This is a genomic window from Caballeronia sp. INML1, assembly GCF_023631085.1.
Taxonomy (GTDB): domain Bacteria; phylum Pseudomonadota; class Gammaproteobacteria; order Burkholderiales; family Burkholderiaceae; genus Caballeronia; species Caballeronia turbans.
Genome location: NZ_JALQDT010000051.1, coordinates 384,121 through 410,388 on the forward strand (window position 1 = coordinate 384,121; position 26,268 = coordinate 410,388).

Annotated in this window: 23 protein-coding genes and 1 riboswitch; of the genes, 10 read left to right on the top strand and 13 right to left on the bottom strand. The window is 65.7% G+C overall.

From position 1 onward, the window contains the following. Nucleotides 1-140 precede the first annotated feature (140 nt). Nucleotides 141-1,013, bottom strand: coding sequence for a neutral zinc metallopeptidase (locus tag NCR38_RS17930; protein ID WP_061115665.1), 873 nt, complete (start codon nucleotides 1,011-1,013; stop codon nucleotides 141-143). A 348-nt stretch (nucleotides 1,014-1,361) separates the two neighbouring features. Here NCR38_RS17930 and NCR38_RS17935 point away from each other — a divergent pair, with 348 nt between their 5' ends. The 3 genes from NCR38_RS17935 to NCR38_RS17945 are packed head-to-tail and all read left to right on the top strand — an operon-like array spanning nucleotide 1,362 to nucleotide 3,880. Then, nucleotides 1,362-2,759 carry a cytochrome ubiquinol oxidase subunit I gene (locus NCR38_RS17935; protein ID WP_061115664.1) on the top strand — a complete coding sequence of 466 codons (1,398 nt, stop codon included), beginning with the start codon at nucleotides 1,362-1,364 and terminating at the stop codon, nucleotides 2,757-2,759. A 4-nt stretch (nucleotides 2,760-2,763) separates the two neighbouring features. Continuing rightward, entirely contained in the window at nucleotides 2,764-3,765 is a 1,002-nt protein-coding gene (gene cydB / locus NCR38_RS17940) for a cytochrome d ubiquinol oxidase subunit II (protein ID WP_061115663.1), read from the top strand. Beyond that, nucleotides 3,743-3,880, top strand: coding sequence for a hypothetical protein (locus NCR38_RS17945; protein WP_250477438.1), 138 nt, complete (start codon nucleotides 3,743-3,745; stop codon nucleotides 3,878-3,880). Before cydB ends, NCR38_RS17945 begins: the two co-directional genes overlap by 23 nt. Before the next feature lie 18 nt (nucleotides 3,881-3,898). Here NCR38_RS17945 and NCR38_RS17950 read toward each other — a convergent pair whose 3' ends face one another. Further along, entirely contained in the window at nucleotides 3,899-4,951 is a 1,053-nt protein-coding gene (locus NCR38_RS17950; RefSeq protein ID WP_061115662.1) for a permease, read from the bottom strand. Between the two features lie 26 nt (nucleotides 4,952-4,977). Then, nucleotides 4,978-6,045 (bottom strand): tRNA 2-selenouridine(34) synthase MnmH, encoded by a 1,068-nt coding sequence (mnmH, locus tag NCR38_RS17955; RefSeq protein ID WP_061115661.1) that lies wholly within the window; start codon nucleotides 6,043-6,045, stop codon nucleotides 4,978-4,980. A gap of 140 nt (nucleotides 6,046-6,185) precedes the next feature. Between mnmH and NCR38_RS17960 the strand changes: the two genes are divergently transcribed. Together NCR38_RS17960 and eutC are read left to right on the top strand one after the other, a co-directional pair. After that, complete coding sequence (locus tag NCR38_RS17960) at nucleotides 6,186-7,562, top strand: ethanolamine ammonia-lyase subunit EutB (RefSeq protein ID WP_061116051.1); 1,377 nt, start codon at nucleotides 6,186-6,188, stop codon at nucleotides 7,560-7,562. Beyond that, on the top strand, nucleotides 7,559-8,329 hold the full coding sequence (eutC, locus tag NCR38_RS17965; protein WP_061116052.1) for an ethanolamine ammonia-lyase subunit EutC: 771 nt from the start codon (nucleotides 7,559-7,561) through the stop codon (nucleotides 8,327-8,329). The genes NCR38_RS17960 and eutC overlap by 4 nt, the downstream gene beginning before the upstream one ends. A 155-nt stretch (nucleotides 8,330-8,484) precedes the next feature. On the opposite strand, the gene NCR38_RS17970 is transcribed toward eutC, so the two are convergent. From NCR38_RS17970 to NCR38_RS17980, 3 genes are all read right to left on the bottom strand, one after another. Continuing rightward, entirely contained in the window at nucleotides 8,485-10,347 is a 1,863-nt protein-coding gene (locus tag NCR38_RS17970) for a sigma-54-dependent Fis family transcriptional regulator (RefSeq protein WP_061115660.1), read from the bottom strand. A gap of 127 nt (nucleotides 10,348-10,474) precedes the next feature. Beyond that, nucleotides 10,475-10,648, bottom strand: coding sequence for a DUF1328 family protein (locus NCR38_RS17975; RefSeq protein ID WP_086960659.1), 174 nt, complete (start codon nucleotides 10,646-10,648; stop codon nucleotides 10,475-10,477). Between the two features lie 157 nt (nucleotides 10,649-10,805). Next, nucleotides 10,806-11,963 carry an OpgC domain-containing protein gene (locus NCR38_RS17980; protein WP_061115658.1) on the bottom strand — a complete coding sequence of 386 codons (1,158 nt, stop codon included), beginning with the start codon at nucleotides 11,961-11,963 and terminating at the stop codon, nucleotides 10,806-10,808. 291 nt (nucleotides 11,964-12,254) lie between these two features. Here NCR38_RS17980 and NCR38_RS17985 point away from each other — a divergent pair, with 291 nt between their 5' ends. Next, complete coding sequence (locus NCR38_RS17985) at nucleotides 12,255-13,004, top strand: TerC family protein (RefSeq protein WP_061115657.1); 750 nt, start codon at nucleotides 12,255-12,257, stop codon at nucleotides 13,002-13,004. A gap of 107 nt (nucleotides 13,005-13,111) precedes the next feature. Here the strand turns inward: NCR38_RS17985 and NCR38_RS17990 are convergent, their stop codons facing one another. The 4 genes from NCR38_RS17990 to NCR38_RS18005 are packed head-to-tail and all read right to left on the bottom strand — an operon-like array spanning nucleotide 13,112 to nucleotide 16,234. Continuing rightward, nucleotides 13,112-13,516: a DUF4186 domain-containing protein gene (locus NCR38_RS17990; protein ID WP_061115656.1), complete on the bottom strand. Its 405-nt coding sequence runs from the start codon at nucleotides 13,514-13,516 to the stop codon at nucleotides 13,112-13,114. Between the two features lie 7 nt (nucleotides 13,517-13,523). Continuing rightward, nucleotides 13,524-14,249: a precorrin-4 C(11)-methyltransferase gene (cobM, locus tag NCR38_RS17995; protein ID WP_061115655.1), complete on the bottom strand. Its 726-nt coding sequence runs from the start codon at nucleotides 14,247-14,249 to the stop codon at nucleotides 13,524-13,526. Further along, complete coding sequence (locus NCR38_RS18000; RefSeq protein ID WP_061116050.1) at nucleotides 14,246-15,004, bottom strand: cobalt-precorrin-6A reductase; 759 nt, start codon at nucleotides 15,002-15,004, stop codon at nucleotides 14,246-14,248. Before NCR38_RS18000 ends, cobM begins: the two co-directional genes overlap by 4 nt. An 18-nt stretch (nucleotides 15,005-15,022) precedes the next feature. Next, complete coding sequence (locus NCR38_RS18005) at nucleotides 15,023-16,234, bottom strand: bifunctional cobalt-precorrin-7 (C(5))-methyltransferase/cobalt-precorrin-6B (C(15))-methyltransferase (protein ID WP_061115654.1); 1,212 nt, start codon at nucleotides 16,232-16,234, stop codon at nucleotides 15,023-15,025. 76 nt (nucleotides 16,235-16,310) lie between these two features. After that, nucleotides 16,311-16,500, top strand: a riboswitch (cobalamin riboswitch). A gap of 33 nt (nucleotides 16,501-16,533) precedes the next feature. Between NCR38_RS18005 and cobG the strand changes: the two genes are divergently transcribed. Genes cobG through cobJ form a run of 4 tightly spaced genes read left to right on the top strand, consistent with a single transcriptional unit; the run spans nucleotide 16,534 to nucleotide 20,813 of the window. Then, on the top strand, nucleotides 16,534-17,829 hold the full coding sequence (gene cobG, locus NCR38_RS18010; RefSeq protein ID WP_250477439.1) for a precorrin-3B synthase: 1,296 nt from the start codon (nucleotides 16,534-16,536) through the stop codon (nucleotides 17,827-17,829). Next, complete coding sequence (locus NCR38_RS18015) at nucleotides 17,822-18,448, top strand: precorrin-8X methylmutase (RefSeq protein WP_061116048.1); 627 nt, start codon at nucleotides 17,822-17,824, stop codon at nucleotides 18,446-18,448. The genes cobG and NCR38_RS18015 overlap by 8 nt, the downstream gene beginning before the upstream one ends. After that, nucleotides 18,445-19,173 carry a precorrin-2 C(20)-methyltransferase gene (locus NCR38_RS18020; RefSeq protein WP_061115653.1) on the top strand — a complete coding sequence of 243 codons (729 nt, stop codon included), beginning with the start codon at nucleotides 18,445-18,447 and terminating at the stop codon, nucleotides 19,171-19,173. The genes NCR38_RS18015 and NCR38_RS18020 overlap by 4 nt, the downstream gene beginning before the upstream one ends. Then, a complete protein-coding gene (gene cobJ / locus NCR38_RS18025) occupies nucleotides 19,161-20,813 on the top strand; it encodes a precorrin-3B C(17)-methyltransferase (protein ID WP_061115652.1) in 1,653 nt (550 codons plus the stop codon). Before NCR38_RS18020 ends, cobJ begins: the two co-directional genes overlap by 13 nt. On the opposite strand, the gene NCR38_RS18030 is transcribed toward cobJ, so the two are convergent. The 3 genes from NCR38_RS18030 to cobN form a co-directional block, all read right to left on the bottom strand. Beyond that, nucleotides 20,789-21,349, bottom strand: a complete 561-nt coding sequence (locus tag NCR38_RS18030) for a VWA domain-containing protein (protein ID WP_086960656.1) — start codon at nucleotides 21,347-21,349, stop codon at nucleotides 20,789-20,791. The genes cobJ and NCR38_RS18030 overlap by 25 nt on opposite strands. Before the next feature lie 146 nt (nucleotides 21,350-21,495). Further along, nucleotides 21,496-22,491 carry an ATP-binding protein gene (locus tag NCR38_RS18035; RefSeq protein WP_061115650.1) on the bottom strand — a complete coding sequence of 332 codons (996 nt, stop codon included), beginning with the start codon at nucleotides 22,489-22,491 and terminating at the stop codon, nucleotides 21,496-21,498. Beyond that, nucleotides 22,488-26,264, bottom strand: coding sequence for a cobaltochelatase subunit CobN (gene cobN, locus NCR38_RS18040; RefSeq protein ID WP_250477440.1), 3,777 nt, complete (start codon nucleotides 26,262-26,264; stop codon nucleotides 22,488-22,490). The genes NCR38_RS18035 and cobN overlap by 4 nt, the downstream gene beginning before the upstream one ends. Nucleotides 26,265-26,268 lie beyond the last annotated feature (4 nt).

Consider the following 26,268-nt stretch of genomic DNA (forward strand, 5'->3'; position numbering starts at 1 on the left):
GCCAGGACCGGAAAACCAGCGATTCTAATGAATTTGAGACAAAGGCACTGTCAGCGTTTGTAAGCGTCGTGCGTAAGCGGACGCGGCGACGGTTCCAGAATAGTCCAATCGGGCATGCCCGTCGCCGCGCGCGATGACGATCAGAGCGAGCGCGCCGAGAAGGTGTCGCACTGGCCGACGTCGCCCGACGACATGCCGCGCCGCAGCCAGCGCTGGCGCTGCGCGCTCGTGCCGTGCGTGAACGCTTCGGGCACGACACGCCCTTGCGACTGCTGCTGCAGACGATCATCGCCAATCGCGGCAGCCGCGTTCAGCCCTTGCTCGAAATCGCCCGGTTCGATCAGCTTCGCGTTGTCGCGTTGCGCGACCGCCGCCCAGACGCCCGCGAAGCAGTCCGCCTGCAACTCGACGCGCACCGACAGCCCATTCGCCTGCTCGCGCGTCATCCGCGAGCGCGCCTGATCGACCTTACCCATGATGCCGAGCACGTTCTGCACGTGATGCCCGACTTCATGCGCGATCACGTACGCCTGCGCAAAGTCGCCGCCCGCGCCGAAGCGGTCGCGCAACTCGCGATAAAACGAAAGATCGATATACACCTTGCGGTCGCCGGGACAATAGAAGGGGCCCATCGCCGACTGTCCCGTACCGCACGCGGTCTGCGTCGCGCCCGAGAACATCACGAGCCTGGGCGCCGGATAATCCTGATTCAATTGCGCCCGGAAGATGTGCTGCCACGTCTGTTCCGTGTTGCCGAGCACGCGGCGCACGAACACGGCGCCGGGATCGTTGGCGGGCTGCGCGTTGCGCGGCGCGGCCTGTTGTTGCGGCGCGTTGCCCTGCAAGACTTGCGCGCCGTTGATGATCGTCATCGGATTGATGCCGAAGAAATACGACGCTGCAAGCGCCACGATGATCGTCCCGATGCCGAGCGACCCGCCGCCGATGCGCAAGCCGCCTCCGCCGCGCCGGTCTTCTACGTTCTGACTTTCTGGCTGGTCATCGAGGCGCATGATGCTTCTCCTACCCGCGCGGTGCGCGTGGTCAAAAGCCATTATGGTACCCGCGCCCGCCGCACGTCTCGTGCCGCTTCAACGTAAAAGTTGTTTCTCAGCGCTTCATCGTGCGGCGTGCGATCAGTGCGGTCGATTGTCGCGAAAGCGTGTGCGCGCTCGTGCCGCACTGCACTATGCCGTCGCCCCGAAATAATCGAGGAATCAACCTCATAGCACCGCTAACCCCTTGAAACCGCGGCATTTGCGCGCAATGCACATTCACTGACGCAGCGCAACACTTTCTCGAAATAGCGCTAAGCTCCGCCCCGTTACACGTCTGGTGTGAACTTCAAGGCACAAGTCATCATGCATTCGACTCCCGAAGCACTCGATCTGGCGCGGATCCAGTTCGCGTTTACCGTCTCTTTCCACATCATATTTCCTGCGCTTTCCATCGGACTCGCGAGTTTCATCGCGGTGCTCGAGGGCGCCTGGCTCAAAACCGGCAAGCCGGTCTACAAGGAGCTGTGTCTTTTCTGGTCGAAGGTCTTTGCTGTCGCATTCGGCATGGGCGTCGTGTCGGGCGTCGTGATGGCGTACGAATTCGGCACCAACTGGGGCGGCTTTTCGAGCTTCGCCGGTCCCATCACCGGGCCGCTGCTCACGTACGAAGTGATGACCGCCTTCTTCCTCGAAGCGGGCTTCCTCGGCATCATGCTGTTCGGCTGGAACAAGGTGGGTCCGAAGGCGCACTTCGGTGCGACGCTGATGGTCGCCATCGGGACGATCATCTCCACGTTCTGGATTCTCGCGTCCAATAGCTGGATGCAGACGCCGCAGGGCTTTCGCATCGAAGGCGACCATGTGGTGCCGGTGGACTGGTGGGCGATCATCTTCAACCCGTCCTTCCCGTACCGGCTCGCGCATATGGCGATTGCGGCGTTCATCGTCGCGGCGCTCGTCGTCGCCGCTACCGGCGCGTGGCATCTGCTCAAAGGCCGGCGCGATCCGGCCATCAGAAAGATGTTTTCGATGTCGCTCTGGCTGCTGCTCGCATTGACGCCGGTCCAGGCGCTCGTCGGCGACGCCCACGGCCTGAACACGCGCGAACATCAGCCGGCCAAGATCGCGGCGATCGAAGGCATCTGGGACACCGAGAAAGGCGGCACCGCGCTCAATCTCTTCGGCATTCCCGACATGGAAGCCGAAACCACGAAGTACGCCGTATCGATTCCGCATCTCGGCAGCTTGATCCTCACGCATAGCTGGGACGGCGAGATTCGCGGACTGAAGGAGTTTCCCAAGCAGGACCGCCCGAATTCGACGCTCGTGTTCTGGAGCTTTCGCGTGATGGCGGGTCTCGGCGTGCTGATGATCGTGATGTCGGTTGCCGCGTGGTGGCTGCATCGCAAGCGCAGGCTGTTCGATGCGCGCTGGTTCCATCGCTTTGCACTGGCGATGGGCCCGACCGGATTCATCACGCTGCTCGCGGGCTGGGTCACGACCGAAGCCGGGCGCCAGCCGTGGGTCGTGTACGGCGTGATGCGCACGGCCGATGCCGTGTCGCCGGTCACCGCGCAGCAAGTCGGCGTGTCGCTGCTCGCGTTCGTCATCGTCTACACGATCGTGTTCGGCACCGGCATCTACTACTTGCTCAAGCTGCTGCGTCACGGTCCCGCGTTGCCGGGGTCGCACACGCCCACATCCGACGGCAGCGCGCGCCGGCCGCTCAGCCTTCCGCATCAGTCCATCGAAGGAGCCTAAGTATATGGACCTCACACTCGCCTGGGCCGCGATCATCGCGTTCGGTCTTTTCCTCTACGTGGTGCTCGACGGCTTCGATCTCGGCATCGGCATTCTCTTTCCGTTCTTCCCCGACCAGCGTGATCGCGACGTGATGATGAACACCGTCGCACCCGTCTGGGACGGCAACGAGACCTGGCTCGTGCTCGGCGGCGCGGGACTCTTCGCCGCCTTCCCGATGGTCTACTCGACCGTGCTGTCCGCGCTTTATCTGCCGCTCGTGCTGATGCTCGTGTGCCTGATCTTCCGCGGCGTGTCGTTCGAGATCCGCGCGAAGGCGCAGCGCACGAAGCCCATGTGGGATCTCGCGTTCATCGGCGGATCGGCGGGCGCGACCTTCTTTCAGGGCGTGGCGCTCGGCGCGTTCCTGGGCGGCATTCCCGTCGCCGATGGCCGTTTCGCCGGCGATCCCTTCGGCTGGTTCTCGCCCTTCTCGATCTTCACGGGCGGCGCGCTCGTCGTCACGTATGCGCTGCTCGGCGCGTGCTGGCTGATCGCGAAAACCGAAGGCGATCTGCAGCGGCGGATGTATCGCGTGGTATGGCCGCTGACGCTTTTGCAGCTCGCGACGATCGCGGTGGTCAGCGTCTGGACGCCGCTGCAGGATGCGGGCATCGCGTCGCGCTGGTTCGATTCGCCGCTGTTCTACCGCCTGCTGCCGGTGCCGGTGCTCGTCGCGGCTTGTGCATGGGCGATGCGCCGCTCGATTCAGTCGCGTCACGAGAAGCGTCCGTTCGCGGTGGCGCTCGGCTTCGTGCTGCTCGGCTACGCGGGACTCGTCGCGAGCATTTCACCGCACGAGATTTTCCCCGGCGTGTCGATCTGGGACGTGGCCGCGCCCCGTTCGAGCCAGCTCTTCACGATCATCGGCGCGGCGGTGATCCTGCCCGTGATCGTCGCTTATACGACGTTCGGTTATTGGGTCTTCAGGGGAAAGGTACGTCATGGCGAACATCATTACCACTGAACGCGCACGGAAGATTTTCTGGTTCGTCGCGCTGTGGATGGCGGGCGTCGGCGGCACGATGCTGCTCGCGCTCCCGTTCAAGTTGCTGATCCGGGCGGGAGCCGCGATTCACTGACGCGCGAAGCCCGCCCGCTCAGAACCACGCCGCCGCGATCAGCCCGCCCACGATCCCGAACACCACCACCGCGGCCGCCACGAACGCGAGCACGCGTGGAGGAAACGACCGCGCGAGCATCGCGAGCGACGGCACGCTGACGGGCGGCAGCGTCATCAGGAGCGCGCCGGCCGGGCCCGTCGCCATGCCGAGCGACAGCATCGCCTGAATGATGGGCACCTCGCCCGCCGTCGGAATCACGAAAAGCGTGCCCGCGACGGCAAATGCGGCGATCCACAGCATGCCATTGCCGATATCCGGCCCGATGTGCGGAAAGAGCCACGCGCGCGCCGCGCCGAGCAGCAGCACGAGCACGATGTACTCCGGCACGAGCCGCAAGGTCATGCGGCCGAGGATCTTGACCCAGCGGGAGAACGCAGTGCCGGGCTCGTCTTCTTCGATCAGCTTCGCGAGCGCCTGACGCGACGCTGCCGCCTGCGCCGGCGTCACCATGCGGTTCACCGCGTAGCCAAGGCCGAACACCATCAGAACGCCGAGCACGAGGCGCAAACCGGTCCATTGCCAGCCGAGCACGAAGCCCATGAAGACCAGCGCCGCCGGATTGAGCACCGTATTGCCGAGCCAGAACGCGACAGCCGCGCCCGGCGCCGCCTCGCGCGCGCGCAGGCCCGCGACGACCGGCGCCGCGCAGCACGTGCACATCATTCCCGGCAAGGACATGAGGCCGCCATTCACGACGCTGCCGAAATTGTGCTCGCCGAGCGCCCGCGCGACCCAGCGCGGCGGAATCAGCGCCTGCACCGCGGAGCCGAGCAGCAGGCCGAGCACCATGGCCTGCCAGATCGCTTTGCCGTAGGCCATCGCGTAGTCGAGCGCAGCTTGCCATGAAGGTTCCGGCGCGCTGGCGGACGTGCCCATCAAAATTGACTTACCGATCGAATGCTGGCTCGCCGCGACGAACGCGCGGTTGTAGTAGGGAAACCATTTCACGTAGAAGAGGCCTGCGACGGCGATCAGCAGGAACACCATCCAGCCGAGGGCGACGCGCGGTTGTCGGAGCGTGGTCATAATTTTTTGTTTCGTGGGGTGAAAATGGGTCAGCCGAGCGCGGGCGTCGTCTCGGCAAGTTGCGCGAGAAGGGCCTTCGCCTGCTCGATGTTGTCGGCGTCGTTCGGACGGAACAGCACGTGCGCCGCGTGCGGCAATTGCGTGTAGAGCGCCTGATTGCTGCGCCGGTACGCGGGATCGTAATGGTGGTCGATCAGTTCGGCAAAGAGCGCGGCGCGCGCGTTCTCATCGATCAGCCGATGCCAGTGCGCCACGCGCTCGCGGCTATGCAGTGCGACGAGCTTCGTCAACTGCGCCTTGAAGAACGCGGGATCGTCGAAGAGATGGCCGTAGTCCTGCAACAGAAACGCGATGCGGTCCTCGCGGCGCGCTTCCACCTGCACGCACGACGCCACGTGCAGATTGTCGAGCACGGCATCGGGCATCGTGATCGAGCCGATGCGCCGCCCTTCCGCCTCGACGAAAACCGGCTTGGCGGGATCGAAACCCGAGAGCGCGTGCACGAGCGCCGAATCGAATGCTTTTTGCGACGGCTGCGCGCGCCCCGGCAGCGCGCCGAGCAGCGATCCGCGATGCGCCGCGAGCGCTTCCAGATCGAGCGTCTGCGCGCCCGCCGAGTCGAGCGCCTGCAATAGCCGCGTCTTGCCGCTGCCGGTATGGCCGATCAGTGCGATATAGCGAAACCGCCCGGGCAGCGTGCCGAGCCGCTCGATCACGTCGCGCCGGTAGCTTTTGTAGCCGCCGTCGAGTTGGCGCGCCTGCCAGCCGATCATGTTGAGCCACGTCGTCATCGAGCCCGAGCGTTTTCCTCCGCGCCAGCAATAGACGAGCGGCCGCCAGTTGCGCGGCTTGCCGGCGAAGATCGTGTCGAGATGCGTTGCGATGTTGCGCGCGACCATCGCCGCGCCGACGCGCGTCGCCTCGAACGGCGACACCTGCTTGTACATCGTCCCGACGATCACGCGCTCCTCGTTGCTGAGCACGGGCGCGTTGATCGCGCCGGGAATGCGGTCTTCGGCGAATTCGAGCGGCGTGCGGACGTCGACGATTTCGTCGAAATCGCTCAGACGATCGATGGAAACGAGCAGGTTTTTCACGGGCTGCGGGCGGGTTTTGGCTGAATCAAGCGGAAAATTATCGCATGCAGGCGGATTTCGGCCCGACGGCGCATTTTTGAGCGCGGCGCGGCGCGCGCGAAGCGGCTAAAGTGCATCAATCGATCCATCCGGGGGAAGCGATGAGCTATCACGAGACGATCGGCGCGCGCCGCTACCGCTTCGACGATCTGAAGACGCTGCTCGCGCGTGCCAGCCCGCGCCGCTCCGGCGACGAACTCGCGGGCGTCGCCGCGGCGACGGAGGAAGAGCGCGTCGCCGCGAAAATGGCGCTCGCGCAGGTGCCGCTCGCCGCGTTTCTCGACGAGCCGCTCATCCCCTATGAAGACGACGAAGTCACGCGCCTGATCGTCGATACGCACTCGCGCGAGGCCTTCGCACCGATCGCGCATCTGACCGTCGGCGAATTCCGCGAGTGGCTGCTCGCCGACAGCACCGACACCGCCGCGCTCGAAAGCATCACCATGGGCGTCACGCCGGAAATGGCCGCGGCCGTTTCCAAGCTGATGCGCAACCAGGACCTGATTCTCGCTTCCAGGAAGCGCCCGGTCGTCACCCGCTTTCGCACGACCATCGGATTGCCCGGACATCTGTCGGTGCGCCTGCAGCCGAATCACCCGACCGACGATCCGAAGGGCATTGCCGCATCCATGCTCGACGGCCTCCTTTACGGCTGCGGCGATGCGGTCATCGGCGTGAATCCCGCCTCGGATTCGCCCGCCGCCATCGGCAAGTTGCTGGCGATGATGGACGACTTCCGCCAGCGCTACGACGTGCCGATGCAATCGTGCATTCTCACGCACGTCACCAACACGCTCGCGGCGATCGAGCAAGGCGCGCCCGTCGATCTCGTGTTTCAGTCGGTCGCGGGCACCGAGCGGGCGAACGCGAGCTTCGGCGTATCGCTCGGGCTGCTGGAGGAAGCGCACGATGCGGCGCTGTCGCTTCGGCGCGGCACAGTTGGCGACAATGTCATGTACTTCGAGACGGGACAAGGCAGCGCACTGTCGGCGAATGCGCATCACGGGCTCGATCAGCAAACGTGCGAAGCGCGCGCATACGCGCTCGCGCGGCGCTTCAGACCGCTTCTGACGAACACGGTGGTCGGCTTCATCGGCCCGGAGTATCTTTTCGATGGCCGGCAGATCATCCGCGCCGGACTCGAAGATCACTTCTGCGGCAAGCTGCTCGGTGTGCCGATGGGCTGCGACATCTGCTACACCAATCACGCCGAAGCGGATCAGGACGACATGGACACGCTGCTCACGCTGCTCGGCGTGGCGAACGTCAACTTCATCATGGGCGTGCCGGGCGCGGACGATGTCATGCTCAACTACCAGAGCACGTCGTTTCATGACGCGCTCTACATCCGCCGCGTGCTGAACCTGAAGCGCGCGCCGGAGTTCGAAGCATGGCTTGCGAAGATGCGCGTCACCGATGGTCACGGCAGCCTTCTCGCGGCGCCCGCGCAACCTCTGCTCGAATGGATCGACTCATGACGGACGCCGACGCATGGAACGCGCTGCGGCGCTTCACCAACGCGCGCATCGCGCTCGGCCGCGCGGGCAGCAGTCTGCCGACCGCGCCCTTGCTCGCGTTCGAACTGGCGCATGCCCAGGCGCGCGACGCGGTGCATCAGCCGCTCGATACGGCCGCGCTGGGCGCGACACTGCGCGCCGCCGGTTTCGAGACGCTGGACGTGCAAAGCGCCGCGCCGGATCGCGATCATTATCTGCGTCGCCCGGATCTCGGCCGCATGCTCGACGAGGCGAGCGTTGCCCGTTTGAGCGCGCACTCCGCCGCGACCGACGATCCGCCCGAACTCGTCTTCGTCGCCGCCGATGGCTTGTCGGCTTTTGCTGCGCAACGTCATGTCGCACCGTTGCTTATGTGTCTGCGCGGAACATTCGACGGCTGGAAGGTGGCGCCCGTCGTGATCGCGACGCAGGCGCGTGTCGCGCTGGGCGATCGCATCGGTGAGCTTTTACGGGCGAGGATCGTCGTCGTGATGATCGGCGAGCGGCCGGGACTCAGTTCGCCCGACAGCCTCGGGCTTTATGTGACTTACGCGCCGCGCGCCGGGCGCCACGATGCCGAGCGCAACTGCATCTCGAACGTGCGGCCCGAAGGACTCGATTACGAGAATGCGGCCTTCAGGCTGATGTGGCTGTTGAATGAAGCGCGCAGGTTGAAGCTCACAGGTGTCGGTCTGAAGGATCATAGCGGCTCGTTACCCGCGCGGGATGATGGGATTGTTGAGGGTTAGGTTTTTGTTTCGCCGGATCCCGTTTTCGTATTGGTTTATTAGCACTGCCCCTGTGCGGGGCAACGCCAATAAACCACAAAGAAAACGGGATCCGGCGAAAAAAACCAGCCATCCACGGCAATCTCGCTGGCCGAGCAAAAAAAACCGAAGCGTCGTCAAACCCGCAACTTCCGATACAACGTCGTACGCGAGATGCCGAGCGCCCGCGCCGTCGCCGACACATTGCCCCCGTGCGCCCTGAGCGCCGCGGCCACCGCGCTCGCTTCGATATCCACGAGACGCGCCCCGCTCACCGGCAGCGGCGCGTCTTCGATCAAACCGCCTTCACCGAGCTCATCGAGAAAATCATGCGGCAGATGTTCGACACCGATATGCGTGTCGTGATCGTCGAGCATGGCCGACGCGGTGCGCAGCACATTGCTCAATTGCCGGAAGTTGCCCGGCCACGGATGACGCGCGAAGAGCGCGAGCACGTCGTCATCGATGCCGACGATGCGGCCCGCGAAACGCTCGTGGCGCAGCATCTCGTCGACGACCGCGCGCAGATCCGTCCGTTCCGCGAGCGGCGGCAGCGTCACCGAAAGGCCATTGATTCGGTAATACAGGTCCTCGCGAAACGTCCCCTGCGCAACGCACTCACGCAACCGGCGGTTGCTCGCGCAGACGAGCGTGAAATCGACCGGCACCGCGCGCGCCGCGCCGAGCGGCTCGACGACGCGTTCCTGCAGCACGCGCAGCAAGCGGCTTTGCATCGCGAACGGCATATCGCCGATTTCATCGAGGAAGAGCGTGCCGCCGTTCGCCTGCACGATCTTGCCGATCGCGCCGCGCTTCGCCGCGCCCGTGAATGCGCCCTGCGTATAGCCGAAAAGCTCCGATTCGATCAGCGTCTCCGGCAACGACGCGCAGTTCACCGCGACGAACGGCCCCGTGCGGCGCGGCGAATCGCGGTGAATCGCGCGTGCGAGCATTTCCTTGCCGGCGCCCGTCGGCCCGCCGATCAAAATGGCGATGTTCTTGCCGATGACCTTCCGCACGCGCGCCACGATGTCGTTCATCTGCGCGTCGCCGGTGCAGAGATCGGCGAGGCTCGACCCGCTTTGCTCGCGCACGGCCATCGCGGTTGTCGCAGGCGACACGCTGGATGCCGGACGCGCATGAAATTCGATACTCGCGAACACCGCGACGCCGCTATGCAGTTCGAGACGGCACGGTGCGTCGCCCGCGCACGCGATCAGCGAGTCGACGCGCTCGCCGAACAGCGCCTCGAGCGTCTGTGAGCGCAGATGCGCCAGTTCGAACCCGAGCTGGAATTGCGCGCTGCGGTTCGCGCACAGAAGGCGGCCGTCGAGATCGAATACGGCGAGGCCCTCCATCAGCGTGCCGATAAACTCGGGCCGGCTGTGAAAGCGGATGCGCAACCCGTCGCCGAACGCGCTCGCGATCAGGCGGTTCTCAATCATCTGCCCGGACATCTTCACGAGCGCCATCGTGTGCTGGTGATAGCCGCGCCGGTCGCCAGTCACATCGAGGACGCCGGAGAGATTGCCGTGCGGATCGAGGATCGGCACGCTCGAACAACTGAGGAAATGATTGGCGCGCAAATAATGCTGGTCGCCATGAACGGTGACGGCGGTGCGCTCCGCGATCGTCGTGCCGATGGCGTTGGTGCCCTGATGCGCTTCACTCCACACCGCGCCCGCCCTCAGCGCGACTTTTTCGGCACGGGCGAGAAAATCGTCGTCGCCGAGCGAATGCAGGATAAGACCGCTCGCATCCGTCAGCGCGATCATGCTGTGCGTATTGGCGATCTGCGCATACAGCGTTTCCATCACCGGCAGTGCGTGCGCAAAGAGCGCGCGGCTCTCGCCGACCTTGACGGCGAGTTCCGCGCCCGACAGCACGGCGTAATCCGGGCGCATCGTCTCGCACAACCCGAATGTGGCGGAGCGCTCGTGCGAATGACGGATGACGTCGCATTGCGCAGGCTGCAAGGCCGCGCCGATGGCATGCTGCATCGCCTCCTCCTTTCCGGTTCACTGTCGCTCGCTTGTCTCTCGCGGCAATGTAACACCGTCGCGGCGTGCGGGTCGATGCGAGGAAGCACGCAGACGCGCCCGCACGGCGTTTCCGACGTTCCCGGCGCTACAGCACGAGCGAACCCGCCGTGATCGCGATGACCAGGAACACGACGAACAGGATCAAGAAGATGAAGAAAAAAATCTTGGCGATGCCCGCCGCGCCGGATGACACACGTGTAAAACCGAAGAAACCGGCGACGACGGAAATGATTGCGAACAGGATGGCGAGCTTCAGCATGACGAGTCCGTTGTGTGTTGAACTGCCTTCAGCGTGCAAGCTGCATGCCATGACGGTCATCGTCGATTTTTGTCGCGTGCGACGAGAAAATTCGACAGTTAGTTGCGCATCGGCTCAGAAAAAAGCGGGCAGCGAACTGCCCGTCTGAATAGCGTTCTCAGCGTACCGCCCGCGCCCGAGTGTCGGCGGTTGCTGCGACGGTCGCACGCGCGGCAGTGGCTACCGGCGCCGGCTGTCGCGTGCCGAGCCACGTCGCGACCCGACGGTGCGCGTGCGGCACGGCGAGCAGCGCGCCGATCGCGATGGCATCGGCGGCAAGGCCGGCTGGCACGTTGACGAGGCCATCGGTGAGGGTGAACAGGATCGAATCGACGACGAGCGAGATCACCGTCCCCGCAACGAAGGACACCATGCCGTCACGCCCCAACGCGCCGACCCACGGCAAACGACGCGCCACGGCCTTGACGACGCCGTAACGCGCCAGATTCGCTGCAATCCACGCGATGGCCAGGAAATTGACGACGCGCGGTCCGGCCAGATCGCGCTTGAAAGCGCTATCCAGCACGGGCGGCAGCACGAGCAGCTTGTAGTACGCCATGCCCGCGATCAACGCGACCGCGCCCGCACTCACGATCCAGCCGAAGCGGTTCGTGCTCACTCGCCGGTAAACCGGCTGGCAGCGCGCCAAAACGCCCAGCACGAACATCAACTGCCACGCGGCGGGATTGAAATCCCACAGGTTGTCATCGACGGACGGCATGTATTCGCCAATCTGCGATGCGAAGGCCCACAACGCGAGGCTCAGACCCAGCAACAGCCAGGGCTTGCTGCGCGCGAGCGGCAGCATGAGCGGCACGGCGAGCGCGAAGAGCGCGTACATCGGCAGAACGGCGGCAAGATACGGCTGGCGCTCGAATGTGAGAATCTGCGCGATCGACGAAAGCGGCTGCGACATCAGGCTGTCGAGGTCATGCAGCGCGAGATTCGGCGCGTGGCCGAAAAACGGCCGCAGCAGGAAGGACGCGACGAGCATCAGCGAGGCGGTGACCAGAAACGCGCGATAAAGCTCGAACGCGCGTTTGAGGAAGCGCACGCGGGCCACGCTTTCGGAGCGTCGCTGCGCGAGCGACCCATACGCCGTCGCCGTGGCGAAACCGCCGAGGAACACGAAGACTTCGGCGGCGTCGTTCAGCGCGAACGAATGAAGCGTGAAGCGCGACACCATGCTGCCGCCGATATGATCGACGACGATGATGAGCAACACCAGTCCGCGGAAGAAGTCCAGCTCGACGAGACGTTGTGATTTTCCCTGCATGCGGCTTGAGTTCGGTGTGTCCTGGCGACAGGAAGTTGGACGGCGGCCACGGACACGCGGCACGAAAGCATAGGAGTTTACCCGTAAATGCGGCGGCGCATCATCAGAACAGGCGCAAATAATCGTTTTAATTCCGGTATTTGCGACCGATAACGACCACAGCGCGACGACGGGTGGGCTTGTCACCGCGGCTTGAGCATCACGATTTGCATGAAGTTTTCAAGTTCCTTTCACTATCGGCGGCGATCAGGCTAATATCTCGCCCTCACCTGTCGAATCATTCCCCGGACCATGGACTATCTCGTCGCCCTTCTCGCCGATCCCGCCGCCTGGGCCGCGCTCGCAACGCTCGTCGTCATGGAAGTCGTGCTCGGCATCGACAACCTGATCTTCATTTCCATCCTGACCAACAAGCTGCCTGCGGCGCACCGGGAGCGCACGCAGCGCATCGGCATCGCGCTCGCGCTCGTCATGCGGCTCGGGCTGCTCGGCACCGTCGCGCTGATCGTGCGGCTCACAACGCCCATCTTCGAAGCGTTCGGTCACGGCTTCTCATGGCGAGACCTGATTCTCATCGCGGGCGGCGCGTTTCTCGTCTGGAAGGCGACGACCGAAGTCCATCACCACGTTACGCACGACGACGACGGTCATGCCGGCGCCGAATCGGCCAAGTCGCTGACGCCGCTGTCGGCGATCGGCCAGATCCTGCTGCTCGACCTCGTGTTTTCCATCGACAGCATCGTGACCGCGGTCGGCATGACCGAGCACATTCCGATCATGTTCGTCGCGGTGATCGCCGCCGTGACCGTGATGCTCTTCGCCGCAGGCCCGCTGTCGCGCTTCATCGAGCGCAATCCGACGATCGTGATGCTCGCGCTCGGCTTCCTGCTCGTAATCGGGATGACGCTGATCGCCGAAGGATTCGGCACGCATGTGCCGAAGGGCTACATCTACGCGGCGATGGCGTTCTCGGCGCTGGTCGAGGGGCTGAACATGCTGTCTCGCCGGGCGAGGGGACGACGAGCCCCGGGCCCGCGATGAACGGCGCCCTTGCTCGCGAACGCGGCTAGCGCTCACCCGGCGCCGTGCGCGGGAGCGCCTGTTGCGCCATCGTCCTGCCCGCCGGACGAGTCACGCTGAACGGCGCATCAGAAAGGTAATTCGCGCTGCGGATTGTCGGGCGCGGCGTCCTTCGCAGCCGGCAGCGGTTGCGCGCGCAGCCAGCGCGCGATCGCATCGACGACATGTTGTCGCCCGGCGTCGTCGAGCGCCTTGCCTGCCGCGATGCCGTGCCACTTGGCGAGGCACGTACGGCAGCACGTCGCCGTCGCGTGCTGCGCGATGAACACCGGATGCCCGCGAAACGGCGTCTGCTTGCCGTCGTTCAACGGCGCTTGCGGCGCGAGCCGCTTGCCGATCAACTCATGCGCCTGCGCGATCACCGTGTCGACGCCCTTTTCCCGCAGATATTTCCCCTCGCGCACGCCGAGCGCGAAACGCCGCCGGAAAGCCGATTTCGCGAGCGCGTCGAACACGGTGTCGAGGTCGCGCATGGCGTGATCAGTCCTTCGCGTAGAGCGTCGAATCCGCGAAGCCGTCGGCGGCCAGCACGCGGCCGACGAGAATCATCGCCGTGCGCTCCACGCCCGCCGCACGTACTTTCGACGCAATCTCCGCGAGCGTTCCTTCGATGCGCGTCTCGTCCGGCCAGCTCGCGCGAAACACGACCGCCACCGGACAATCCGCGCCGTAGTGCGGCACCAGGTCCGCGACGATGCGCTCGATATGCCGCACGCCGAGATGGATCGCGAGGGTCGCGCGATGACGTGCGAGATCCGCGAGACTTTCCCCTTCCGGCATCGACGTTTTCGTCGCGTAGCGCGTGAGGATCACGGTCTGCGAGATGCCCGGCAACGTCAGTTCCCGCTTCAGCGCCGCCGCCGATGCCGCCGTCGCCGTCACGCCCGGCACGACTTCGTAGGGAATCGCGAGCGCGTCGAGCCGGCGGATCTGCTCGCCGATCGCGCCGTAGAGCGACGGATCGCCGGAATGCACGCGCGCCACGTCCTGCCCGTTCGCGTGCGCGTCCTGCAACAGCGCGACGATGGCGTCGAGGTCGAGCTCGGCCGTGTCGATGCACTTCGCCGCGCGATGCCCGTCGAGCACGTCCTTCGGCACGAGCGAGCCGGCATAGAGAATCACGGGACACGTGCGGATGAGCCGCTGTCCCTTGACGGTGATGAGTTCGGGATCGCCCGGCCCCGCGCCGATGAAATAGATCGTCATGTTTCCGATGTGTCGATTGAGTCGAGCCAGCGCAGCAGCGCGTCGCGCGCGCTCGCGGCGTCGTCGAACGTTCTGTGCGCGTCCGGCAGCGACGGCCGCGTGAGCATCACGACCGGCAAGCCGCGTTCGCGCGCGACGGCGAGCTTCGCTTCGGTCGCGCGGCCGCCGCTGTTCTTGCTGACGACCACATCGACGCCCGCCGCGTCGAACAGCGCGCGCTCGCCTTCGAGATCGAACGGGCCGCGCGCGTCGATGATCTTCGCGCGTTCGTTGCCCGGATGCGCTTCGAGACAGCGGACCGTCCAGCGCTGCGACGCGGGAATTTCATGCAGATGCGCGAGCGCCTCGCGCCCGAGCGTGAAAAGCGGCCGTTGAAATGCCGCGATACGCGCCACGATTTCGCGCCAGTCGGCGGCATCGCGCCAGTCGTCGCCCGGCTGCGGCTGCCACGCGGGACGTCGCACCGCCCAGAGCGGCACGTCCGCGAGCGCACAGGCGGCGTGCGCGTGACGGCTCATCTGCGCGGCATACGGATGCGTCGCATCGACGACGAGCGCGATGTTCTCCGCGCGCAGATAGCGGGCAAGTCCGTCGATGCCGCCGAAGCCGCCGACGCGCACCGTGCACGTCAGGTCGCCCGGCACGCGCCCGAGGCCCGCGAGACTGTAGACATGCGCGGCGGGCAGTTCGCGCGCGATGGCGAGCGCGTCGCCGGTGCCGCCGAGCAGCAGCACGCGCTTCGAGTTTCCCGGCATTTCCTTACGCATGACTCGTCACGGCTTGCTCGCATGCAACAGCGTGATCGGCAGCGCCTGACGCCACGTATCGAAGCTGCCGAGCGGCTCCGCCTGCGCGACACCGATGCGCGTCAGCTCGCCGCCATGCCGCCCGCGCCATTCGACGAGCGCCGCCTCGCTTTGCAGCGTCACTGCATTGGCGACGAGCCGCCCGCCCTGACGCAGGCGCGCCCAGCACGCATCGAGCACGCCCGGCACCGTCAATCCCCCGCCGATGAATACGGCGTCAGGCGCGGGCAGGCCGTCGAGCGCGTCGGGCGCCTCGCCCTTCACGAGCTGCAGCGCGGGCACGCCGAGCGCGTCGCGGTTGTGCTCGATGAGACGCTGCCGGCTTTCGTTCGCTTCGATCGCAATCGCGCGGCACGCGCCATGCGCGCGCATCCATTCGATACCGATCGAGCCGCAACCCGCGCCGACATCCCACAAGAGTTCGCCCGGTTGCGGCGCGAGGCGCGCGAGCGTCACGGCACGCACGTCGCGCTTCGTGAGCTGGCCGTCGTGACGATAAGCGTCGTCGGGCAGGCCCGGCGTGAGCGGCGGACCCGCGTGCCCGGCGTGCGTGCGGCATTCGATCGCGACGAGATTGAGCGCGGCGACGAGGGGCTCGCGCCAGTCGTCGGCACGTTCGTCGATGCGGCGCTCCTCGTCCCCGCCCAGATGCTCGAAGACGGTCATGCGGCTCGCGCCGAAGCCATGCGCGGTCAGGAGCGCGGCCACGGCGGCGGGCGTCGCGCCGTCGGCGCTCAGCACGAGCAGACGCACGCCGCGATGCAGGCTCGCGAGCAGCGACGCGACCGGCCGCCCGACAAGCGATACGCACACGGCATCCTGCAGCGCCCAGTGCAAACGCGCCGCCGCGAACGACAGCGACGACGGCGCGGGAATGACGCGCATTTCGCCGTTGGCGACTTCACGCGCGAGCGTCGCGCCGACGCCAAAGCACATCGGATCGCCGCTCGCGAGCACGCATATGCGGGTCTTGCCGTCGCCGCGTCCGGCGAGCACGGCGTCGAGTGAAAAGGGTTTAGGCCACGGCACACGGCTCGCGGCAATGCGCGCCGGCAGCAACGCGAGATGGCGCTCGCCGCCGTGAATCGACTGGGCGTCGAGCAGCGCGCGGCGCGCGACGCGGGACAGGCCGTGCCAGCCATCTTCGCCGATCCCTACCACGGTCAGCCAGTTCGACATGCGCGGCCTCCTTCATGCGATTTGGAATGCGCTTCGGGCGGCGGCCCTGAAGCGCCTGGATGGTCGATAAAAGCGGGCATAATACAGGTCCGTCGGTGCCCGGAGTCGAAGAGACCCAGGGCCTAAGAGGGAACACAGAAAACTGTGGCTGCCCCCGCAATTGTACGCAGCGAGTCCGCGCTCCACTGCCACTGGTTTCTACCGGGAAGGCCGGCGCGAATGAAGACCTGCCAGCCAAGAGACCTGCCGACTCACCGCATTCGCGCGACGCCGACCGGGCGGGGTGTACCGGTTCGCTCATGACGCGCGAAGCCCAACGGGTCACGCTTTTGACTTCATTCGACCGCTCATCGCTCACGACCGCGCCGCGCGCTTTTGCGTGCCCGGGCCTGATGCGCATCGTGCCCGCGCGGGACGGCGGCCTCGCGCGCCTGCGACTGGCGGGCGGCGTGTCGAGCGCGCACGCGGCGCGGGCCGTTGCGCGGGCGGCGCGCGAATGCGGCTCCGGCGTGATCGAGGTGACCAATCGCGCGAATCTGCAGTTGCGCGGCATCCGCGACGACGCCCACGCCGCGCTGATCGACATTGCGCTCGAGGCGGGCCTCGGCCCCTCGACGGCCGGCGCCGACGACATCCGCAACGTGATGCTCAGTCCGCTCGCGAGCGACGACACGCGCGCGCTCGCCGATCGGATCATCGACGCGATGCAGGCCGACGCATCGCTTCATGCGCTCTCGCCCAAGTTCGCGCTGCAACTCGATGCCGGCGAGCGCCTCGCGATGCTCGATCATCCACACGACCTGTGGCTTTGCGCAATCGACGATGGCGCGCGCTTCGCGTTCGGCTTCGCGGGCACGATGCGGCAGCGTCCGTCCGGCGCGATTCATCGCAGCGATGTGGTGACGTTCGTGTCGGGCGTGCTGCGCAGGTTTCTCGCGCTGGCCACGCCAGAAGAGCATCGTATGCGCGATCTGCTCGCGCGTATCGGCGTCGCGCGCTTTCTCGAAGCATTCGATGTCGATGCAGCCGTTCAGAACTGGCGACGCGGACCCGCCGATGCATCGCTGCGCCTCGGCGCCCACGCGGAGCCGTTTCGCGCGACGTGGTACGCAGGCGCGCAAACACCCCTCGGACGCCTCGACGCGACCACGCTCGAAGCCCTCGCCGATATCGCCGACACGCAAGCCGAAGGCCGCCTGACGATGACGCCGTGGCAAAGCGTGCTGATACCCGGCATCGCTGCGCATGACGCGCATGACGTACTGCAGCGCCTTCACGCGCTCGGCCTTGCGATCGACCCGCGCGAACCGCTCGCGCGCCTCATCGCGTGCGCGGGCTCCGAAGGCTGCGCGAAAAGCCGCGCCGACACCAAAGCGGACGCGCATCGCCTCGCTTCGCTTCTGCCTTCGGATGAAGGCGAAGTGCATCTGAGCGGCTGCGAGCGTTCGTGCGCGGCGGCGCATCCGGTCCCGGTGACGCTCTATGCAGTCGCGCCGGGGCGCTATGACCTACATCGCGGCGCACGAACCGTTGCGCACGATCTGACCATCGAAGAGGCGGCCGGACGGCTCGCCCGGAGCCATGCCGATGCCTGACTACATCCGCGACGGAGCGGAGATTTATCGCCAGTCCTTTGCGACGATCCGCGCCGAAGCCGACCTCGCCGCCATTCCCGCCGATCTTGAAAAGCTCGCGGTGCGCCTGATCCATGCGTGCGGCATGGTCGATATCGTGAGCGATCTGCGCTTCTCTTGCGGTGCGGGCATCGCCGGCCGACGCGCGCTCGCAACCGGCGCGCCGATCCTGTGCGATGCGCGCATGGTCGCCGAAGGCATCACGCGCGCGCGGCTTCCCGCCGATAACCGTGTCGTCTGCACGTTGAGCGATCCATCGGTTCCCGAACGCGCCCGCGCGATGAACAACACGCGCTCGGCCGCCGCGCTCGAGTTGTGGCGGCCGCATCTCGAAGGCGCGATCGTGGCGATCGGCAATGCGCCCACCGCGCTCTTTCATCTGCTCGACATGCTCGATGCCGGCGCACCGAAACCCGCGCTCATCCTGGGCTTTCCGGTCGGTTTCATCGGCGCGGCGGAATCCAAGGCGATGCTCGCCGCCGATAGCCGCGGCGTGCCCTTCGTCGCCCTGCTCGGCCGCCGCGGCGGCAGCGCGATGGCGGCAGCGGCGGCGAACGCACTTGCTTCGGAGGCCGAATGATGCGCGGGCATCTCTTTGGATTGGGCGTCGGCCCGGGCGATCCCGAGCTGATCACGCTGAAGGCGCTGCGCTTGCTCAAGTCAGCTCCCGTAGTCGCTTATTTCGTCGCGAAGGGCAAGAAGGGCAATGCGTTCGGCATCATCGAATCGCATCTCGACGATACGCAGACGCGGCTGCCGCTCGTCTATCCGGTGACGACCGAGGCGCTCGAACCGCCGCTCTGCTACGAGACGATCATCAGCGCGTTCTACGACGAAGCCGCGCTCACGATCTCCGGTCATCTCGAAGCCGGGCGCGATGTCGCGGTGATCTGCGAAGGCGATCCGTTCTTCTACGGCTCGTACATGTATCTGCACGACCGTCTCGCCGGACGCTTCGATGCGCATGTGGTGCCCGGCGTATGCTCGATGCTCGGCGGCGTCGCGGTGCTGGGCGTGCCGCTCGTGTATCGCAACCAGAGTCTCTCGGTGCTGTCGGGCGTGTTGCCGGAAGACGATCTGAAGCGCCGTCTCGAAGCGGCGGACGCGGCCGTCATCATGAAGCTCGGCCGCAACTTCGAGAAGGTGCGGCGCGTTCTCAGCGAGCTCGGACTCGATGAACGCGCGCTATACGTCGAGCGCGCGACGATGGCCAATCAACGCATCGTGCCGCTCGATGAAGTCGATCCGATGGCGTCGCCGTATTTCTCGCTGCTCGTCGTGCCGGGGAAGAAATGGCGCGCGTGAGCTCTTCCATGCCGATGGCGATCGTCGTGCTCGGTGCGGGGGCGCTCGACACGGCGCGGCGCATTCAGGCGAAATTCCAGCAATCGCGCGTGCATGGCCTCGCCCGCCGCGTGAACGCGGACATCGCGTATGACGACTTCGGGGCGCACGTGCGCGCGCTGTATGCATCGGGCACGCCGGTCGTCGCGCTGTGCTCGGCGGGCATCGTGATTCGCGCGCTCGCGTCATCTCTTGCCGACAAGGGCGCCGAACCACCCGTGCTCGCCGTTGCACAGGATGGCAGCGCGGTCGTCCCGCTGCTCGGCGGCATGAGCGGCGTGAACGTGCTGGCGCGCGAAATCGGCACTGCGCTCGGTGTCGCGCCCGCGATCACGACGAGCGGCGAACTGCGCTTCGGTCAATGTCTGCTCGCGCCGCCCGAAGGTTACGCCCTCGCGGATATCGAGCAAGGCAAGCGCTTCGTGTCCGGTCTGCTCGCGGGCGACGCCACGCGCATCGAAGGCCACGCGCCCTGGCTCGACGATGCCGACCTGCCCCGCGCCGACCATGCGCGTTTTGCCGTGCGCATCACGCCCTTCGCTGCGCACGATGATGACAATCTCGTGATCCATCCGCGTTGCGTGCTCGCGTGGATCGGGCATGTATCGCCCGATGACGATGTCGCTGAACGCATGCGTGCGGTCATGCGCGCGCAGGGACTATCGCCGCTTGCGCTCGCGGCCCTGGCAGCGCCTGTGCGTTACATGACGACGCGATCACTGGAAGACGCCGCGCATGCCTTGAATGTGCCCCTGCGCTTTTGCGATGCCGCGCCATTCGACGCCGGCGATGCGCCGCGCATCGCATTGCACGTAAGCGATGCGCCCATCGACGCGCAATCGATCGGGCGTGCGCGCGGCACGCTGACCGTGATCGGACTCGGCCCCGGCAGCGCGGAACTGATGACGCCGGCCGCACGCGCCGCGCTCGTCGCAGCGCAAGACGTGCTCGGCTACGAAACCTATGTGCGCATGGCTGGTCCTTTCCGTGACGATCAGCGCGTGCACATGACCGACAACCGCGAGGAACTGCAACGCGCGCGTCACGCCTTCGAACTGGCGAGCGAGGGACGGCGCGTGGTCGTGGTGTCATCGGGCGATCCGGGCGTCTTCGCGATGGCCGCCGCCGTGCTCGAAGCACTGGACGAAGGCCACGCGGCGCATCCCGAATGGAGCGCGGTGAAACTCGCCATCGTGCCGGGCGTGTCGGCATCGCTCGCGACCGCCGCGCGTGCAGGCGCGCCGCTGGGCCACGATTTCTGCGTGCTGTCGCTGTCGGATAACCTGAAGCCGTGGAGCGTGATCGAGAAACGCATCGCGCATGCGGGCGAAGCCGATCTCGTGATGGCGTTCTATAACCCGCTGTCGAAAGCGCGGCCGTGGCAATTCGATCGTGCGATCGGCATCGTGAAGCGTTATCGCGATCCGCACACGCCCGTCGTGCTGGGAAGAGACATCGGACGCCCGGCTGAAGCGTTGCGCGTCGTCACGCTTGGCGAACTGAAAAGCGAACTCGTCGATATGCGGACGATGGTGATCGTCGGTTCATCGACCACGCGTGTAGTCGGTGATTGGGTCTATACGCCGCGATGGTATGAGTAATCATCGCCTTCGCTCAGCGCATCGGCGGTGATGTATCGTGCGCCCCAGTCATGCGCGAGTGCCTTGCCGCGTCCGGCTGGAATCGAACCCTCTTCGAAATCGACGACGACGATCTCATCCGCCGACGCCGGCGCCTGCGGCTTTTCATTCGTGCGCCCGTCGGTCAGCACCCACAACCAGCGCCGTTGCGACGGTCTTTGTCTTGCCGCGCGTTCGAGCACCGTGGCGGCGCTCGCCAACCCGAGCGTAAGCGGCGTGCCGCCACCGCCGCCGATCGGCGCGACCCAGCGTTCATTGAACCAATGCGCCACGCCCGGCTGCCGACGCACTTCGGCACGCCCGCCGCCGAAGCACACGAGCGCGATCTTCGCGCGCTCGCGATAGGCCCGATCGAACAACGCAACGAGCATGCCTTTCGCGCGCGCAAGCCGCTCGCCCGCGAGCATCGAGCCGGAGCAATCGAGGAGAAAGCAATGCAGCACCGCGCCCTCGCCCTGCGTGCGTCGATAGCGAAGATGCCGCGCCTCGAAACGCATCGACCGCTTCGCGCGCAACGTGGACAGCCAGTCGATCGACGCGCTCGCGTCACCCTCGCGCCCAGCGTAGCGGCCTTTCGTGCGCGATTCGTTCCATCGAGGGCGACGCCCTGCGTCGAGGGCATCCGCGTCTCGCCTTCGATGGATCAGGCTTTTTTTGCGGCGAGCGACCTCACTTCCTTGACCTTCGCGGTTCCGGCCGGCTCCGGCGGCATGTAGCCCCAGTCGGATTCCGCCGCGCTCGCATCCCGCGGCGCGGGTTCACGTCCGGCCGGTTCGCGTGAAGGCGATCCGGCTTCTCGCCGGCGATGCTTCAACACCGCATCGGCGACACGCTCGACATGCGTTACGGCCACGTTCGCTGCATTCTCCAACGCGGCCAGCGCCCGCGCCGCGCGCAGCATCACGATGTCCGCACGCAAGCCGTCCACATGCGCCTCGATGCAAAGCTCGCTCACGCGCGCATGAACCGCATCGTCGAAATCGAATTGCGTGAGCGCCGCGCGCGCCGCATGAATGCGCTCGGCCAGCGACGCCTGTTCGGTCGCGTGCCGCGCGCGAAACGCATCGGGATCGGTATCGAATGCAAGCCGCGACTTGACGATGCGCTGCCGCACGAGCGCATCGAAGCAATTGCTCATCTCCACAGCCAGACCAAAACGATCCAGCAGTTGCGGGCGCAACTCGCCCTCTTCCGGATTCATCGTGCCGATCAGCACGAAGCGCGCGTCATGCCGGTGCGAAATGCCATCGCGTTCGACGATGTTGACGCCGCTCGCCGCGACATCGAGCAACTGATCGACGAGCGGATTCGGCAGAAGATTCACTTCATCGACATACAGCACGCCGAGATGCGCCTTCGCGAGCAGGCCGGGCGAAAACTTCACGCCGCCGTCACGCAATGCGCTTTGAATGTCGAGCGTGCCGATCAACTGCTCTTCGCTTGCGCCGAGCGGCAAGGTCACGAGCTTTCCCTCGGGCAACAGTTCCGCGAGTGCGCGCGCCGCCGTGGATTTTGCCGTGCCGCGCGGCCCGCTGACGAGCACGCCGCCGATCGAGGGATCGACTGCCGCAAGCAAAAGCGCTTGCTGCAAGGGCGCTTGTGCGACTAACGCGGTGAAGGGAAAAGTGAGCGGGTTCAATTGTGTCGGCCCTCGATGCTTTGTTCGACATCGAGCAGATGCCGTTCTATCTGCTCGCGGTAGCCGGCGGGTTCCTGCCACAGGCCGCGTTGCATCGCTTCGAGCAGGCGCTCGCAGATCGATTGCAGCGCGTGCGGATTGTGTCGCGTGATGAAGTCGCGCGTGTCGGCGTCGTTCACATAGGCGTCGGTGACGAGCGCGTATTGATGATCCGACACGACGCGCGCGGTGGCGTCGTAGCCGAAAAGATAATCGACGGTTGCGGCGAGTTCGGATGCGCCCTTGTAGCCATGCCGCTTCACGCCATCGATCCACTTCGGATTGACGACGCGCGAACGCACCACCCGCGCGATCTCTTCGTTCAATGTGCGCACGCGCGGCGCGGCGGGATTGCTGTGATCCGCGTTATACGCCTGCGGCTGCAAGCCCGATAAATAACGCACGGCCGCGACCATGCCGCCCTGAAACTGATGATAGTCGTTCGAGTCGAGCAGATCGTGTTCGCGGTTGTCCTGATTCTGCAGGACGACATCGAGCGTCGAAAGCCGCGTGCCGAAGGTCGCGCGCGCTTCGACGCCATCGCCCGTCTGCGAATACGCGTAACCGCCCGTGCTTTGATAAGCCGCGGAAAGATCCGCGTCGGATTGCCATTGTCTTGCGTCGATCAGTTCCTGCAAACCCGCGCCATAGGCCCCCGGCTTCGTGCTGAAAACGCGCCAGCCCGCGCGCCGCCGCGCTTCCTTGCCTTCGATGCCGCGTGCGATCAATTCGTCGCGTTCGCGCAGGATGCGCGCGCGGATCGGGTTGACGTCGTCGGTCTCGTCGTCGAGCTCGGCTACGGCCTGCACGGCGGCATCGAAGAGATGGATGAGGTTCGCGAACGCATCGCGGAAAAAGCCCGATACGCGCAGCGTCACGTCGATGCGCGGCCGGTTGAAGATCGATATCGGCAGAACCTCGAAGTCGGTCACACGATGGCTGCCCGCCGCCCATTTCGGCCGCACGCCAATCAGCGCGAACGCCTGCGCGATATCGTCGCCGCCGGTGCGCATCGTTGCCGTGCCCCACACCGACAAGCCGATCGCGCGCGGAAAATCGCCGTGATCCTGCACATGACGCTCGACCAGCGCGTTCGCCGACTTGAGCCCGAGCGACCAGGCCGCTTGCGTCGGCAATGCGCGTGTATCGACGGAATAGAAGTTGCGGCCCGTGGGCAGGACATCGGGCCTGCCGCGCGATGGCGAACCGCTCGGACCCGGCGGCACGAAACGCCCCTCGAGGCCGCGCTTGAGTTGCAAAAGCTCTTGCGGGCCGCATGCGTCGAGGCGTGCGAGCACGTCGCCGCGCAAGCGTTCGAGCACGAGCGATGTATGCGAACCGGGCGCGGCGGCATCGTCAGTTGACAATAGTTGCGTCGCTAACGATTCGAGGCGTTCGCGCGTATCGCCCTGATGACGCCACGGCGCATCGTTCACTTCGACGAGCGCGCGCGGGCGCGGCCCGCTCCACGGCGCCGCCCAGTCGGCGTCGAGCGGATCGAAGTGATCGGGCAGTTGCAGATCGCGCGCGATCGCCGTGATGAGGCTCGCGTTCGCGCCCTGTCCATCGCCGATCGGAAAGCGGCCGAGCGCGAGCAACGTGTCGCGGCGCTGCACGCCTTGCGGCGATACGCCGAACACGTGCAGCCCGTCGCGAATCTGCGCTTCCTTCAACTCGCACAGATACGCATCGGCGCGCGTGAGCAAGGCGTCTTCGCTCGTGACGTCGCGTGGCGCATCGAGGCCAAGTTCTTCGTGCAACCTGTTCTCGACGATGGTCGCGAGGATCGACTTGCGCAACAGCTTCGCGCGGCGCGCATCGACCATCAGCGCTTCGTAGTATTCGTCGACCTGACGCTCCAGATCCTGCAACGGCCCGTAGTTCTCGGCGCGCGTGAGCGGCGGCATCAGATGATCGATAATTACGGCCTGCGCGCGGCGCTTCGCCTGACTGCCTTCGCCCGGATCGTTCACGATGAACGGATAAAGATGCGGCATCGGTCCGAGGATCGCATCGGGCCAGCACGACGACGACAACGCGATGCTCTTGCCCGGCAGCCATTCGAGATTGCCATGCTTGCCGACATGCACGAGCGCATCCACCTGAAAGCGCAGACGCAACCAGAAATAGAACGCGAGATACGAATGCGGCGGAACGAGTTCGGCGTCGTGATAGCTCGCGTAATCGTTGCGTTCGCGCGAACGCGAAGGCTGAATCCCCACGAAGACTTCGCCGCAACGATAGCCCGAGATCATGAAGCGGCCGCGTCTCACCGTAGGGTCGTCTTCGGGCGCGCCCCAGGTCTTTTCCAGCGCGGCGCGCGCATCGGCGGGCAGCGTGCGGTACGCATCGAGATATTCATCGACCGAAAGACTTTGCAGCGCGGGCCGCAAGTCGCGCACGATGGGATCGTTCGTGACGCCTTCGGTCAGCGCGGCGATGAGCGCATCGCCAGTCTCTGGAATGTCGCCCACGCGATAGCCTTCGCGCGCGAGCATCGACAGAATGCCGATGGTCGATGCGGGCGTGTCGAGTCCCACGCCGTTGCCGATGCGCCCTTCGCTTGCCGGATAGTTCGCGAGCACGAGCGCGATGCGCTTCTGCGCGTTCGGCGTCTGGCGCAGCCTGCACCAGCGGCGGCTCAGTTCGGCGACGAAGCGCACGCGTTCCGCATCGGCCTGATAGCGCACCACGTCCACCTGCGTATGCTTGCAGTAATAAGCGAGTCCCTTGAAACTGATCGCGCGCGTGATGATGCGGCCATCGACTTCGGGCAGCGCCACATGCATCGCGACGTCGCGCGAGTTCAGGCCGTGATTGTCCTTTTGCCAGTCGTCGCGATTGCCGCCGCTCAGGATGACCTGGAGCACAGGCGCATCGCCCGCGACTTCGAACGTTTCGTCTTGCCCGATCACGCTCGCGGCGAAGGCCGTCGTATTCAACACGAGCGATGCGCGATGCTCCGCGCATAAACGTTCGACGACTTCGCGGCTCACGCTTTCCTTCAGCGATGAAATTGCGATCGGCAGCGGATTCATGCCTTCTTTCTCGAGCGCTTCGATGAGCGCATCGAACACGGCGGTATTGCCCGACTGCAAGTGCGCGCGATAGAACAGGATCGCGGCGACGGGTGCGCCTTCTGTCCATCGTGCCTGCCAGTCTTCGATGGCGGCGGTATCGCGTTCGGGATGATAGATCGCGACCGCGGGCAGCGGCCTCGGCGGTTGCGGTTCGCGCCCGAAACCGAACGCGCGATGCGCAATCGAGCGCAGGAATTCTTCCGCATTGCGCGCGCCGCCTTCGCGTAGATAGCGCGACAGCTCGCGGCAAAACTCCGCATCCGCCGTGCTCTTGCCGATGAGATTCGGATCCTCCGTGAGATCGCCTGAAAACATAGCGAGCATCTGTTGCTCTTGCTTCGCGAGCGCGACGAGCCGCTCGATGCCATAGGGCCAATACGATTCGCCGCCGAGGTGATCGACGATCACGACCCTCGCGTGACGCAACACGTCGTCGACATAGAAATCGACCGATGCCGGCTGGCGTAAAAACGATTGATTCGCGAGCCGCACGTCGGGAAAGCCCGCTTCGAGTCGCGGAAAGACGCTCGCGAGCAACGCAAGCGTCGTGTCGGCGGAACTGAGCACCACGATCGGCGCACGTGTCTGCTCGATGCGCATGACGCCTTGCGCATCGTCGACGAAGCCTCCCGGTGTCGTGCGAAGCAGATGCATGGCT